The sequence below is a fragment of the Zeimonas sediminis genome, assembly GCF_023721795.1.
Classification (GTDB): domain Bacteria; phylum Pseudomonadota; class Gammaproteobacteria; order Burkholderiales; family Burkholderiaceae_E; genus Zeimonas; species Zeimonas sediminis.
The window spans coordinates 2,495,974-2,509,352 of sequence record NZ_JAMQYE010000001.1 but is presented as its reverse complement, the minus strand read 5'-3'; the positions used below and the strand labels follow the sequence as shown (position 1 = coordinate 2,509,352).

10 protein-coding genes are annotated in these 13,379 nt (G+C 71.9%); 5 read left to right on the top strand and 5 right to left on the bottom strand.

Annotation, left to right across the window (positions count from 1 at the left end):
* Positions 1 to 2: 2 nt before the first annotated feature.
* The gene (locus M6I34_RS11850) at positions 3 to 1,085 is read right to left on the bottom strand and encodes a serine/threonine dehydratase (protein WP_272485881.1); all 1,083 of its coding nucleotides are present in this window, start codon (positions 1,083 to 1,085) and stop codon (positions 3 to 5) included.
* Positions 1,086 to 1,383: 298 nt separating this feature from the next.
* Between M6I34_RS11850 and M6I34_RS11845 the strand changes: the two genes are divergently transcribed.
* Complete coding sequence (locus M6I34_RS11845) at positions 1,384 to 3,285, top strand: phosphoenolpyruvate carboxykinase (GTP) (RefSeq protein ID WP_272485880.1); 1,902 nt, start codon at positions 1,384 to 1,386, stop codon at positions 3,283 to 3,285.
* A gap of 28 nt (positions 3,286 to 3,313) precedes the next feature.
* Positions 3,314 to 4,699 (top strand): aspartate aminotransferase family protein, encoded by a 1,386-nt coding sequence (locus M6I34_RS11840; RefSeq protein WP_272485879.1) that lies wholly within the window; start codon positions 3,314 to 3,316, stop codon positions 4,697 to 4,699.
* 45 nt (positions 4,700 to 4,744) lie between these two features.
* Here the strand turns inward: M6I34_RS11840 and M6I34_RS11835 are convergent, their stop codons facing one another.
* The 4 genes from M6I34_RS11835 to M6I34_RS11820 all read right to left on the bottom strand — a co-directional run bounded on the left by M6I34_RS11835 (position 4,745) and on the right by M6I34_RS11820 (position 8,730).
* Positions 4,745 to 5,407 (bottom strand): energy-coupling factor ABC transporter permease, encoded by a 663-nt coding sequence (locus tag M6I34_RS11835; RefSeq protein WP_272485878.1) that lies wholly within the window; start codon positions 5,405 to 5,407, stop codon positions 4,745 to 4,747.
* 4 nt (positions 5,408 to 5,411) lie between these two features.
* On the bottom strand, positions 5,412 to 6,479 hold the full coding sequence (pdxA, locus tag M6I34_RS11830) for a 4-hydroxythreonine-4-phosphate dehydrogenase PdxA (protein ID WP_272485877.1): 1,068 nt from the start codon (positions 6,477 to 6,479) through the stop codon (positions 5,412 to 5,414).
* Positions 6,480 to 6,568: 89 nt separating this feature from the next.
* Complete coding sequence (locus M6I34_RS11825) at positions 6,569 to 7,834, bottom strand: Zn-dependent hydrolase (RefSeq protein WP_272485876.1); 1,266 nt, start codon at positions 7,832 to 7,834, stop codon at positions 6,569 to 6,571.
* 41 nt (positions 7,835 to 7,875) lie between these two features.
* The gene (locus M6I34_RS11820; RefSeq protein WP_272485875.1) at positions 7,876 to 8,730 is read right to left on the bottom strand and encodes an IclR family transcriptional regulator; all 855 of its coding nucleotides are present in this window, start codon (positions 8,728 to 8,730) and stop codon (positions 7,876 to 7,878) included.
* A gap of 200 nt (positions 8,731 to 8,930) precedes the next feature.
* Between M6I34_RS11820 and M6I34_RS11815 the strand changes: the two genes are divergently transcribed.
* The 3 genes from M6I34_RS11815 (at position 8,931) to M6I34_RS11805 (ending at position 13,257) form a co-directional block, all read left to right on the top strand.
* Complete coding sequence (locus M6I34_RS11815) at positions 8,931 to 10,457, top strand: CoA-acylating methylmalonate-semialdehyde dehydrogenase (protein ID WP_272485874.1); 1,527 nt, start codon at positions 8,931 to 8,933, stop codon at positions 10,455 to 10,457.
* Between the two features lie 102 nt (positions 10,458 to 10,559).
* The gene (locus tag M6I34_RS11810; protein WP_272485873.1) at positions 10,560 to 12,026 is read left to right on the top strand and encodes an NAD-dependent succinate-semialdehyde dehydrogenase; all 1,467 of its coding nucleotides are present in this window, start codon (positions 10,560 to 10,562) and stop codon (positions 12,024 to 12,026) included.
* A gap of 76 nt (positions 12,027 to 12,102) precedes the next feature.
* Positions 12,103 to 13,257, top strand: a complete 1,155-nt coding sequence (locus tag M6I34_RS11805) for a zinc-dependent alcohol dehydrogenase family protein (RefSeq protein WP_272485872.1) — start codon at positions 12,103 to 12,105, stop codon at positions 13,255 to 13,257.
* Positions 13,258 to 13,379 lie beyond the last annotated feature (122 nt).

Below are 13,379 nucleotides of genomic sequence, written 5' to 3'. Positions count from 1 at the left end.
ACTCACTCGGCTTCTCCTGGTTGGGAATCGGCCAGCGTGGCCGGGTCGACGTTCGCGCCGCAGGCCAGCACGCCGATCCGCGCGCCCGGCGGCGGCTGCCAGGCGCCGCTGCGCAGGGCGGCGAAGGCGGCGGCGCCGCCCGGCTCGACGGCGAGCCGCAGGTGTTGCCAGAGCCAGCGCTGGGCATCGCGGATCGCATCGTCCTCGACCAGCACCGACGCCGCGACGTGGCGCTGCGCGATCGGGAACATCCGCTCGCCGACGCGCGAGGCGCCAAGCGAGTCGGCGGCGAGCCCGCCGGGCGACACGTCGACGATGCGGCCGGCCGCCAGCGCTTCGTGCAGCGTCGGGCAGGCGCGCGGCTCGACCGCGACGATCCGGGCGGCCGGCGCCGTGCCGCCCGGGACCGGGTCCCCGCCGGGCGAGCCGTGGCCGGCATCGCCGTGCCACGCGGCGATGCCGCCGATCAGGCCGCCGCCGCCCACCGCGATCAGCAGGGTGTCGAGGTCGGGGCGCTGCAGCGCCCATTCGAGCGCGACCGTGCCCTGGCCGGCCAGGATCTCGTCCTGGTCGTAGGCATGGGCGACGATCGCGCCGGTCTCGGCGGCGAAGGCCTGGCTGGCCGCGAAGGCGTCGGCGTATCGCTCGCCGTGCAGGTGCAGCGCGGCGCCCAGCGCGCGCAGCCGCGCCTTCTTCGCGGCCGGCGCGTTCGCCGGAAGGAAGATGTGGGCCGGCACGCCGAGGTCGGCCGCCGCGAGCGCGACCGCGATGCCGTGGTTGCCGCCCGAGGCCGCGACCACGCCGGCGCCGCGCAGCGCCTCGGCCGACTCGGGGCCTTCGAGCGCGGCGAGCAGGCGGTTGAAGGCCCCGCGCGCCTTGAACGAGCCGGCGCGCTGCAGGCACTCGAGCTTCAGGTTCACGCTGCGGCCGTCGACCTCGACGTCGATCGTGGGCGTCTGGCGGATGCGGCCGGCGATCCGCCGCCAGGCGTGGCGGATCCGGCTGCGGTCGATCGGGGCGGCGGCGGCGCTGCCCGGCGCCGAACGGGCGCTGTCGGCAGGGGCGGGCGAGGTTTCGGGCGTCATGCGGGCAATTATCACGGAGCCGACAGGTGCCCGGTGTAATATCGAAGGCTTTACGGCCGCTCGCCCGAACCTGCCGAAGAGGCATGACGACGCGACCCAGAGACACGAACCCGATGGCCCGTCGATCGCGGCCGTGCGCGCCCCCCGAGTGCGGGCGCGGCGGCCGCCGAACCGGGTTGCTGCAGCAGAGCCCGGCTTGCCGCCCTTCGCCCGCTCCGCTGCCGCCTGCCGCGCGCGCCCAGTGCAGGGTTCGCCGCGCGCGCCGCGCCGAAAGCTTTCACATCACGGAGATTCACCGATGAACCATCCCGCTTCCGGCGCGCTGCAGGCGCGAGCCGAAGAGATCAATGCGCTGGTGTCGCGCCTGGGGGCCCCGGCCTGGGTGCGCCACCGCCGGCTGCTCGAGTGGGTCGACTCGATCGCCAGCCTGACCCGTCCGGCGCGCATCCACTGGTGCGACGGTTCCGAGGCCGAGTACGACCGGCTCTGCGAGCAGATGGTCGCCGCCGGCACGCTGCGCCGGCTGAACCCGGAGAAGCGCCCGAATTCCTACCTGGCCTGGTCCGATCCGGGCGACGTGGCCCGGGTCGAGGACCGCACCTACATCTGCTCGGAGAACCGCGACGACGCCGGCCCGACCAACAACTGGGTCGACCCGGCCGAGATGCGCGCGACGCTGGACGGGCTGTTCGACGGCTGCATGGCCGGCCGCACGTTGTACGTGATCCCGTTCTCGATGGGCCCGATCGGCAGCCACATCTCGCACGTCGGCGTGGAGCTGTCCGACAGCCCCTACGTGGCGGTCAGCATGAAGCTGATGACCCGGATGGGCAAGGCCGTCTACGACGTGCTCGGCCACGACGGCGGCTTCGTGCCCTGCGTGCACTCGGTCGGCAAGCCGCTGGCCGCCGGCGAGAAGGACGTCCCCTGGCCCTGCAATCCGACCAAGTACATCGTCCACTATCCCGAGACCCGCGAGATCTGGTCCTTCGGCTCCGGCTACGGCGGCAACGCGCTGCTCGGCAAGAAGTGCTTCGCGCTGCGCATCGCGTCGAACATGGGCCGGCAGGACGTGCAGGCCGGCGGCATCGGCTGGCTTGCCGAGCACATGCTGATCCTCGGCGTGACCTCGCCCGAGGGCAGGAAATACCACGTGGCCGCCGCCTTCCCGTCGGCCTGCGGCAAGACCAACTTCGCGATGCTGATCCCGCCCAAGGGCTTCGAGGGCTGGAAGGTCACCACGATCGGCGACGACATCGCCTGGATCAAGCCGCACTCCGACGGCCGGCTCTACGCGATCAACCCCGAGGCCGGCTACTTCGGGGTGGCGCCGGGCACGAACGAGAAGACGAACCGCAACTGCATGGCCTCGCTGCATGCGAACACGATCTTCACGAACGTGGCGCTGACCGACGACGGCGACGTCTGGTGGGAGGGCATGTCCGAGCCGCCGGCGCACCTGATCGACTGGCAGGGCCGCGACTGGACGCCCGAGGACGGCAAGGCCGGCCGCAAGGCCGCGCACCCGAACGCGCGCTTCACCGTGGCCGCCACCCAGAACCCTGCGATCGACGCTGACTGGGACAGCGTCGACGGCGTGGCGATCGACGCCTTCATCTTCGGCGGCCGCCGCTCGACCACGGTGCCGCTGGTCACGCAGGCCCGGGACTGGGTCGAGGGCGTGTACATGGCCGCCACGATGGGCTCGGAAACGACCGCCGCGCAGGCCGGGGCCACCGGCGTCGTGCGCCGCGACCCGTTCGCGATGCTGCCCTTCTGCGGCTACAACATGGCCGACTACTTCTCGCACTGGCTCGACCTGGGCAACCGGATGCAGGCGGGCGGCGCGAAGCTGCCGGCGATCTTCTGCGTGAACTGGTTCCGCACCGACGAGAACGGCAAGTTCGTGTGGCCGGGCTTCGGCGAGAACATGCGCGTGCTGAAGTGGATGATCGACCGGATCGAGGCGCGTGCCGGCGGCGTCGAGCACGTGTTCGGCTTCACGCCGCGCTACGAGGACCTGCACTGGGACGGCCTGGGCTTCCCGGCCGAGTCCTTCGCGAAGATCACCTCGATCGACAAGGCCGCCTGGGAGCAGGAGTTCGCGCTGCACGCGGAGCTGTTCGAGAAGCTCGCGCAGCGGCTGCCCGAGGACCTGCTCGAGGTCAAGGCGAAGCTCGAGGCGCGGCTCGCCGCCTGATGATGGCGAATCTCTGAGGATACGCCCGATGGACCTGTCAGACAGCGCGGCCGCGCGCCGCGACCTCGCGTTCCACCTTCACCCGTCGACCAACCTGGCGCTGGTGCAGGCCGAAGGGCCGCTCGTGATCTCGCGCGGCGAGGGCGTGTACGTCTACGACGAGGCGGGCCGGCGCTACATCGAGGGCATGGCGGGCCTGTGGTGCGCGGGCCTGGGCTTCTCGGAGAAGCGCCTGGCCGAGGCCGCCTACCGGCAGATGCTCAGTCTGCCCTTCTACCACTCGTTCTCCGGCAAGGTGCCGGCGATCGCCACCGAGCTCGCCGAGAAGCTGATCGGCGTGGCGCCCGAGGGCATGGCGCGCGTGTTCTTCGCGAACTCGGGCTCGGAGGCGAACGACTCGGCGGTGAAGCTCGCCTGGTACTACAACAACGCGCTGGGGCGCCCGGAAAAGAAGAAGCTGATCTCGCGTCGCAAGGCCTACCACGGCGTGACCGTGGCGTCGGCGAGCCTCACCGGGCTGGCCTTCGCGCACAGCGACTGGGACCTGCCCGCGCCGCGCTTCCTGCACACCGAGACGCCGCACCACTGGCGGGCCGCGCTGCCCGGCGAGAGCGAGGAGGCGTACGCGCAGCGCCTGGCCGACGAGCTCGAGCGGCTGATCCTCGCCGAAGGCCCGGACACGGTCGCGGCCTTCTTCGCCGAGCCGGTGATGGGCGCCGGCGGCGTACTCGTGCCGCCGGCCACCTACTTCGAGCGGGTGCAGCAGGTGCTCGCGAAGTACGACGTGCTGATGATCGCCGACGAGGTGATCTGCGGCTTCGGGCGCACCGGCAACATGTTCGGCTCGCAGACCTTCGGCATCCGGCCCGACGTGCTGACCTGCGCGAAGATGATGACCAGCGGCTACCAGCCGATGTCCGCGATGATGGTCTCGCAGCGCATCTACTCGGTGCTGGAGGACCAGTCGCGCAAGCTCGGCGTGTTCGGCCACGGCTTCACCTACTCAGGCCATCCTGTGCCCGCGGCGGTTGCGCTCGAGACGCTGGCGATCTACGAGGAGCGCGACCTGCTCGCGCACGTGCGCCGGGTGGCGCCGGTGCTGCAGGACGGCTTGCGCGCGATGGCCGACCACCCGATGGTGGGCGAGGCGCGCGGGGTGGGCCTGATCGGCGCCTGGGAACTGGTGCGCGACAAGGCGACCAAGGCCGGCTTCGACCCGAAGGCCGCGGTGGGCGCGCAGCTCGTGAAGAACGCGCAGCGCCGCGGCGCGATCGTGCGCGTGCTGCCGGGCGACATCATCGCGTTCTCGCCGCCGCTGGTCATCGAGGAGCACGAGCTGCGCGAGCTGCTCGCCCACGCAACGGCTGCGCTCGACGACACCTGGCAGTGGGCGAAGGCCAGCGGTCTCGCCTGAGCGTTGCACGCGGCCCGGCCCCGGAAGGGGCCGCGGCCGGCGCGGTCATCCCTGCGGCGGGCGCGACAGGTAGAAGCGCTCGTCGAACAGCCTGACCGCGCCCGGCGCGAACACGACCAGCAGCGTCGTCATCATGCCTTCGAGCCAGGTCTCGCCGGTGGCCAGCAGCAGCGCGTAGGGCAGCATCGTTTCCCAGTAGGCCGGCGCGCTCGGCCCGCCGATCAGCGCGGTGAGGCCTGCGGCGAGCAGCAGGGACAGCGCGTAGGTCGCGAACAGGCCCAGGAAGCCGACCCCGAGCAGGAACACGAACAGGTTGGCGGGCAGCCTTCGCCGGCATTGCGTCGCGACCTGCCAGATCAGCCAGGCGGGCAGGATGCCCAGCAGCAGCAGCGACGGCGCCGCGGCGAGCATCGGGTCGTCGCCGGCCAGCGCTTCGGCGCCGAAGACCAGCGCCATCGACACGACCGCGCGCGGATAGCCGAGCAGCAGGGTCAGCCAGGCGGCGCCCATGTACTGCAGCGTGAGGCCGCCGGGCAGCGTGACCGTCATGTGGCGGGCGGCCCAGAGCAGCGCTGTGGCGCTGGCCCAGTACAGGTGCTGGCCCATCGGCGCCTGCCAGTCGGCGCGGCGGATCGCGTCGAGCAGCAGCAGTCCGGCCAGCAGGGCGGCGGCGGCCAGCGCCTGGCCCGGCCATTCGGGGAAGGGCATGGTCTCAGGCCCGTCCGGCGTCCGGCTCCGGGGGGCGCGCGGGCGTGGCGGGGGCCGGCCCACCGGTCGGGAGTGCCGCGCCTGCCACGGGCGCCGCGCCTGCCAGCTCGGCCGCCCGGCGGATCGCGGCGACCATGCTGCGCGGATCGGCGAGCCCGCGCCCGTCGGGGCCGGGCTTGCCGGCGATGTCGAAGGCGGTGCCGTGGTCCGGGCTGGTGCGCACGAAGGGCAGGCCGATCGTGATGTTGACGCCGTCCTCCAGCCCCAGGTACTTCACCGGGATCAGGCCCTGGTCGTGGTACATCGCGACCACCGCGTCGAACTCGCGAAAGCCGCGCGCCCGCATGAAGACGGTATCGGGCGGCCACGGGCCGCTCGCCGCGATGCCTCGGGCGCGGGCATCGGCGATCGCCGGCGCGATCTCGGCGATCTCCTCGTGGCCGAAGGCGCCGGATTCTCCGGCATGGGGGTTCAGGCCCGCGACCGCGATCCTCGGCTCGGCGATGCCGGCGCGCACCAATGCGGTGTGAGTGATGACTATCGTGGACAGCACGTTTTCACGGGTTACGCGCTCGATCGCATCGCGCAGCGAAACATGGATCGAGACCAGCACTGTCCGCAGATCGGCGTTGGCCAGCATCATCCGGACCTCGGTGCCGCCGGCCAACTCCGCCAGCAACTCGGTGTGGCCCGGATAGTCGTGCCCGGCCAAGTGCATCGCTTCCTTGGACAGCGGCGCGGTCACGACGGCCGCCACCCGGCCGGCGAGTGCCAGCCGGGCCGCGTGCACGACGAAGCGCCAGGCGGCGTGGCCTGCGCGCGGGTCGATGCGGCCTGGAACCAGGTCGGCCGGCAGCCGGTCGACCGGCTCGATCCGTGCCGGCACCGGCAGGCCGAGCCGGGCGGCCTCGCGCTCGATCAGGGCCGGGTCGCCTACCACCAGCAGGCGCTCGCGCAGGGCGGGCTCCAGGCCGGGGTCGGCGCAGGCCTTCAGCACGACCTCCGGGCCGATGCCGCAGGGGTCGCCCAAGGTGAGCGCGATCGGCAGGCGGCGCTCGTTTGCGATCGACATCGGTTGCGCTGCGCTCGTTCGGTGCTTGCGAGGCTCGCGGCCGTTCGCGGCAGCGGCTGCCGCTCGCGAGCCGCGATTCCCGAAAGGCCTCAGGCGGCGCCCGCCTGCTCGAGCACCGCGCCGAGCAGCACCTGGCAGCCGGCGGCCAGGTCCGAGGGCACGGCGTTCTCGATCTCGTTGTGGCTGATGCCGCCCTCGCAGGGCACGAAGATCATCGCGGTCGGGCACTTGCGCGCCACGTAGACCGCGTCGTGGCCGGCGCCGCTTGCGATCCGGCGAACGCTCAGGCCGGCGCGCCGGGCGCCCTGCTCGATCGACGCGACCAGCGCCGGGTCGAAGGCGCAGGGCGGGAAGTGCACGACCTGCTGCACGTCGACCTCGACGCCGTCCTCGGCCGCGACCCGCGCCGCGCAGGCGCGCAGGTCCTCGGCCATCGCGGCCAGCGTGTCCTCGCTCGCGTTGCGGAAGTCGACGCTGAACACGACCTTGCCCGGGATCACGTTGCGCGAGTTCGGGATCACCTGCATCTGGCCGACGGTGCCGCGCGCGTAGTCCGGGTACTGCGAGGCGATCCGGCGCACCTCGATGACCAGCTTCGAGGCGGCCAGCAGCGCGTCGCGGCGCATCTCGATCGGGGTCGGGCCGGCGTGCGCGTCCTGGCCGGTGACGGTGACGTCGAACCAGCGCTGGCCGAGCGCGGTCTCGACCGCACCGATCGTGATGCCCTCGCGCTCGAGCACCGGGCCCTGCTCGATGTGCGGCTCGAGGTAGGCGGCGAGCGCGGGCGGCTGGTCCTTGCCGGCGTAGCCGATCGCGGCCAGGGCCTCGGCGACGCTGGCGCCGTCGCGGTCGCGCTGGGCCAGGCAGGAGTCGAGCGTGAAGGCCTCGGCGAACACGCCCGAGCCCATCATCACCGGGGTGAAGCGGCTGCCCTCCTCGTTGGTCCAGATCGCGACCGCGAAGGGCCTGTCGGTCTTCACGCCGTGGTCGTTCAGCGTGCGCAGCACCTCGAGACCGGCCAGCACGCCGTAGTTGCCGTCGAACTTGCCGCCGTTGGGCTGGGTGTCGATGTGGCTGCCCACGGCAACCGCCGGCGCGTCGACGCTGCCGTTGCGGTCGGGGCGGATCGCGAAGACGTTGCCGATGCCGTCGACCCGCAGCGTGCAGCCGGCCTCGCGCAGCCAGCCGCAGACCAGGTCGCGGCCCTGGCGGTCGAGGTCGGTCAGCGCGAGGCGCGCGACGCCGCCCTTGGGCGTGGCGCCGATCTTCGCGAGCTCCATCAGGCTGTTCCAGAGCCGGTCGCCGTCGATCGCGAGCGAAGCCGGGGTTTGCGCGGGGGAAGTGCCGAGATCCATGGTCTGACCTGTCGGGGTTGGGTGAGCGGGGCGAAGGGTGATCATGCCGCCGAAGCGGCGACCGGGGAAAGTGGGGGGCGGGGACGGGTCCGCTGGGAGGCGCCCAGCCGGCGCGACACGTCGGCAGCCAGCGCGGTGATCGCGGCGACCACCTCGGCCTCGCGCTCGGGGGTGGTGGACGCCTTGATCAGGCTGACCGCGACCGCGGCGACCGCCTCGGTGCGCCCGGCGGCGAAGACCGGCGCGCCGAAGCAGTGCATGCCCTCGGCGGTCTCCTCGTCGTCGATCGCGTAGCCGCTGGCGCGCACCGCCTGCAGCTGGCCCTCGAGCTGGTCGCGGCTTGCCACGCTGTGGCGGGTCAGCCGCCCGGGCAACTCGGGCTCGACCAGCGCATCGACCCGCTCGGCCGGCAGCGTGGCCAGCATCGCCTTGCCCGACGAGGTGAAGCAGGCCGGGAAGCGGCCGCCTACCCGGAAGTTGACGCCCAGCGCGCGGTTGCCGGGCCGGCAGGCCAGGTACAGCACGTCGCCGCCGTCGAGCACCGCCAGCATGATCGTTTCCTCGCGCAGCGCATCGAAGGCCTGCGAGGCCTGGTTGAAGGCGGCGATCACGCTGGACTGCCGCTCGAAGGCCTGCGCCCAGTGCAGCGCCTTGGGGCCGAGCGCGTACTCGCCGCGGGCGTCGCGCATAGCCAGCCCGAGCGCGGTCAGCGTGTGCAACAGGCCGTGCAGGCTGCTCTTGGGCAGCGCGAGCGCTTTCGCGAGCTCGGCCAGCGCCTGCGGGCGGCTCACGGTGGCCAGGTGATCGAGCAGGCGGGTGGCGCGCTCGACCGCGGGCACCAGCGAGGCTTCGCCGGCTTGATCGCGATCGGGTCTGGCGAGGATTCGGGTTGACATCGTGTCGGCGAGCGCTAAACTCGCGGTGTTCCTGAAACTGAACGCGCGTTCAATATGTTGAACGATAGCGACTGCAGACGGGGCCTGTCAACCGGCCTTCCGGCTTTCCGGCCCTCGTTCCGGCCTTTCCGGCCCCGAATGCCGCGCGAAGCGACGATTCGCCCGCCAAGCCACGAACCGAACCCAGAGGACCAGAGAAAATGGGCAGCTCCGACAGCACCTTGACCAGCGCCACCATGGTGGGGCACTGGATCGACGGCCAGGCCGTTCCCCCCGAAGCGGGCTCGCGCAGCGCGCCGGTCTACGACCCGGCCACCGGCCAGGTCGCGCGCGAGGTCGCGCTGGCCTCGGCCGCCCAGGTCGACGCCGCGGTGAAATCCGCCGCCGCCGCCTTCCCGGGCTGGGCCGCCACGCCGCCGCTGCGCCGGGCCCGCGTGATGTTCAAGTTCAAGGAGCTGGTCGAGCGCAACGTCGACGAGCTGGCCCGCTGCATCGTGGCCGAGCACGGCAAGGTGTACAGCGACGCGCTCGGCGAGATCACCCGCGGCCTCGAGGTCGTCGAGTTCGCATGCGGCATTCCGCAGCTGCTCAAGGGCGAATACAGCGAGCAGGTCGGCACCGGCGTCGACATGTACTCGATCCGCCAGCCGCTGGGCGTGTGCGCCGGCATCACGCCGTTCAACTTCCCGACGATGGTCCCGATGTGGATGTTCCCGGTGGCGATCGCCTGCGGCAACACCTTCGTGCTGAAGCCGTCGGAGCGCGACCCGTCGGCCTCGCACGTCATGGCGCGGCTGCTCAAGGAAGCGGGCCTGCCCGACGGCGTGTTCAACGTGGTCAACGGCGACAAGGAAGCGGTCGACGCGCTGCTCGGCCATCCGCAGGTGGCGGCGGTCAGCTTCGTGGGCTCCACTCCGATCGCGAAGTACATCCACGACACCGCCAGCGCCAACGGCAAGCGGGTGCAGGCGCTCGGCGGCGCCAAGAACCACATGGTGGTGATGCCCGATGCCGACCTCGACCAGGCGGTCGATGCGCTGATCGGCGCGGCCTATGGTTCGGCCGGCGAGCGCTGCATGGCGGTGTCGATCGCGGTGGCGGTCGGCGACGTGGCCGACAAGCTGGTGGCCCGGCTCGCCGAGCGGGTGCCGCAGATCAAGGTCGCGCCCGGCATGGACCAGACGGCCGAGATGGGCCCGCTGGTCACCGGCGCGCACCTGGCCAAGGTTCGCGGCTACGTCGATGCGGGCGTGGCGGAGGGCGCGAAGCTGGTCGTGGACGGCCGCGACCTGAAGGTGGCCGGCCACGAGAAGGGCTTCTTCCTGGGCGGCTGCCTGTTCGACCACGTGAAGCCCGGCATGAAGATCTACAACGAGGAGATCTTCGGGCCGGTGCTCGGCATCGTGCGCGCGGCCAGTTTCGAGGAGGCGCTGAAGCTGATCAACGACCACGAGTTCGGCAACGGTTGCGCGATCTTCACCCGCGACGGCGACGCCGCCCGCGAGTTCGCGACCCGCGTGCAGATCGGCATGGTCGGCGTGAACGTGCCGATCCCGGTGCCGATGGCCTTCCACTCGTTCGGCGGCTGGAAGGCCTCGCTGTTTGGCGACCACCACATGCACGGGCCCGAGGGCGTGCGCTTCTACACCCGCTACAAGGCGGTCACGCAGCGCTGGCCGGCCGGCATTCGTGCCGGCGCCGAGTTCGTGATGCCGACGATGAAGTGATCGCGACGGCGGCCGGTGGCCGCCGTTTTTCATGATGCCGCGCGGGCCGCGGCTGGCGCCGACGGCGCGGCGGTGCCCGCGGGCAACGAGGGAGATGCACAGATGACGCTGCAGTTGAAAGAGATGTCGCTGCTCAAGGCGAAGGGCTACATCGACGGCAAGTGGGTCGACGCCGACGCCGGCGGCCGCTTCGCGGTCACCAACCCGGCCACCGGCGCGACGATCGTCGAAGTGGCCGACATGGGCGCGGCCGAGACCCGCCGCGCGATCGACGCGGCCGCCCGCGCGCTGCCCGCCTGGCGGGCGAAGACCGCGAAGGAGCGGGCGGCGATCATGCGCCGCTGGTTCGACCTGATCCTCGCGCACACCGAGGACCTGGCGATGCTGATGACCGCCGAGCAGGGCAAGCCGCTCGCCGAGTCGCGCGGCGAGGTCGCCTACGGCGCCTCGTTCATCGAGTGGTTCGCCGAGGAGGGCAAGCGCGCCTACGGCGACGTGATCCCGACCACGCAGGCAGATCGCCGGCTGTTCGCGCTGAAGCAGGGCATCGGCGTGTGCGCGGCGATCACGCCGTGGAACTTCCCGATCGCGATGATCACCCGCAAGTGCGCGCCGGCCTTCGCGGCGGGCTGCACCGTGGTCGCCAAGCCGGCCGAGGCCACGCCGCTGTCGGCGCTGGCGCTGGTCGAGCTGGCCGAGCAGGCGGGCTTTCCGCCCGGCGTGTTCAACGTCGTGATCGGGGACGCCGGCAAGGCGCCCGAGATCGGCGTGGAGCTGTGCACCAGCCCGATCGTGCGCAAGGTCTCGTTCACCGGCTCCACCGAAGTGGGCCGCATCCTGCTGCGCCAGTCGGCCGACACGATCAAGAAGCTGTCGCTCGAGCTGGGCGGCAACGCGCCCTTCATCGTGTTCGACGACGCCGATCTCGACGCGGCGGTCGACGGCGCGATCGCGTCCAAGTACCGCAACGCCGGCCAGACCTGCGTGTGCGCGAACCGGCTGATCGTGCAGGACGGCGTCTACGACGCGTTCGCGGCGAAGCTCGCCGAGAAGGTCGCTCAGTTCAAGGTCGGCGCCGGCACCGAGCCGGGCGTGACCGTGGGGCCGCTGATCGAGGCGGCCGCGATCGACAAGGTCGAGGCGCACATCGCCGACGCGGTCTCGAAGGGCGCGAAGGTGGTCACCGGCGGCAAGCGGCACGCGCTGGGGGGGCTGTTCTTCGAGCCCACCGTGCTGGCCGGCGTGACCCCCGAGATGCGCGTGGCGCGCGAGGAGACCTTCGGCCCGGTGGCGCCGCTGTTCCGGTTCAAGACCGAGGACGAGGCGATCGCGATGGCCAACGACACCGAGTTCGGCCTGGCCTCGTACTTCTACTCGCGCGACGTGGGCCGCGTGTTCCGCGTGGCCGAGGCGCTCGAGTCCGGCATGGTCTGCGTGAACAGCGGCATCCTGTCGAACGAGGTGTCGCCCTTCGGCGGGGTGAAGCAGTCGGGGCTGGGTCGCGAGGGCTCGAAGTACGGTCTGGACGAGTATCTCGAGATCAAGTACCTGTGCCTGGCGGGAATCTGAGAACGCGCGGGTAGATCTACCGCGCGGTCCGGTCTCGAAAGGGCGATTTCCGAAAACGAGTTTGGGGGAGAAGACGATGAAGTTCCGCGCCGCCGTGCTGCGTGAGATGTGCCTGCCGACGCCCTACGCGGACAGTCGTCCGCTGTCGATCGAGGAGGTCGAGGCGGCGCCGCCCGGCCGCGGCGAGATCCTGGTGAAGATCCGCGCGGCGGGCCTCTGCCACTCGGACCTGTCGGCGATCAACGGCGACCGGCCCTGGCCGATGCCGATCGTGGTCGGCCACGAGGCGGCGGCCGAGGTGCTCGAGCTCGGCGACGGTGTCACCGACCTGGCGGTCGGCGACCACGTGGCGCTGATCTTCAGGCCGAACTGCGGCACCTGCCCGAGCTGCGCGAGCGGCCGGCCCGCGCTGTGCGTGCCGGGCGGCGAGTCGAACGCCACCGGGTCGTTGCTCGGCGGCTACAAGCGGCTTCGCTCGGTGGCCGGCCCGGGCGTGGACGGCACGCCCGGCAGCGCGCTGAACCACCATCTCGGCTGCGCCGCGTTCGCCGAGTACGCGGTGGTGTCGCGGCGCTCCGCGGTGAAGATCGATCCCACGCTGCCCTGGGACGAGGCCGCGCTGTTCGGCTGCGCGGTGATCACCGGCGCCGGGGCGGTGGTCAACACCGCCAGGGTCGAGGCAGGCACCAAGGTCGCGGTCGTGGGGCTGGGCGGCGTGGGCTTTTCGTCGCTGCTGGCGGCCAAGGCGGTGGGCGCGGTCGAGGTGATCGCGGTCGACATGCTCGACGCCAAGCTGGAGAAGGCGCGGGAGCTGGGCGCGACGCAGTGCTTCAACGCGGCCGACCCGGCGGTGATCGACAAGATCAAGGCCGCCACCGGCGGCGGTGTCGATTACGCGTTCGAGATGGCCGGCAGCGTGAAGGCGCTCGAACTGGCCTACCGGATCACCGCGCGCGGCGGCACCACGGTGACCGCCGGCTTGCCGAATCCCGCGCACAAGTGGGAGATGCAGGCGGTGACGCTGATCGCCGAGGAGCGCACGATGAAGGGCAGCTACGTTGGGTCCTGCGTGCCCTCGCGCGACATCCCGCGCTTCATCGCGATGTACAAGGCCGGGCTGCTGCCGGTCGACAAGCTGCTTTCCGAGCGGATCCGCCTCGACGACATCAACGCGGCGCTCGACAGGCTGGCGCGCGGCGAGTCGATCCGGCAGGTGATCATGATGGATTGACGCGGCTTGCGTCATTGGTGCGTCGGGCCGGGCGACTCGGCGGGCGGCGCGCCGATACCCTTGCCGGCGCCGGCGCAGCGGATGCCCGGCGCGCACGCCGCGCGCCGGCGGTCATCCCGGCG

Excerpts from the sequence above, each read along its gene's own strand:
- M6I34_RS11850 (WP_272485881.1), bottom strand. The coding sequence starts at position 1,085 with ATGACGCCCGAAACCTCGCCCGCCCCTGCCGACAGCGCCCGTTCGGCG.
- M6I34_RS11845 (WP_272485880.1), top strand. The coding sequence starts at position 1,384 with ATGAACCATCCCGCTTCCGGCGCGCTGCAGGCGCGAGCCGAAGAGATC.
- M6I34_RS11840 (WP_272485879.1), top strand. The coding sequence starts at position 3,314 with ATGGACCTGTCAGACAGCGCGGCCGCGCGCCGCGACCTCGCGTTCCAC.
- M6I34_RS11835 (WP_272485878.1), bottom strand. The coding sequence starts at position 5,407 with ATGCCCTTCCCCGAATGGCCGGGCCAGGCGCTGGCCGCCGCCGCCCTG.
- pdxA (WP_272485877.1), bottom strand. The coding sequence starts at position 6,479 with ATGTCGATCGCAAACGAGCGCCGCCTGCCGATCGCGCTCACCTTGGGC.
- M6I34_RS11825 (WP_272485876.1), bottom strand. The coding sequence starts at position 7,834 with ATGGATCTCGGCACTTCCCCCGCGCAAACCCCGGCTTCGCTCGCGATC.
- M6I34_RS11820 (WP_272485875.1), bottom strand. The coding sequence starts at position 8,730 with ATGTCAACCCGAATCCTCGCCAGACCCGATCGCGATCAAGCCGGCGAA.
- M6I34_RS11815 (WP_272485874.1), top strand. The coding sequence starts at position 8,931 with ATGGGCAGCTCCGACAGCACCTTGACCAGCGCCACCATGGTGGGGCAC.
- M6I34_RS11810 (WP_272485873.1), top strand. The coding sequence starts at position 10,560 with ATGACGCTGCAGTTGAAAGAGATGTCGCTGCTCAAGGCGAAGGGCTAC.
- M6I34_RS11805 (WP_272485872.1), top strand. The coding sequence starts at position 12,103 with ATGAAGTTCCGCGCCGCCGTGCTGCGTGAGATGTGCCTGCCGACGCCC.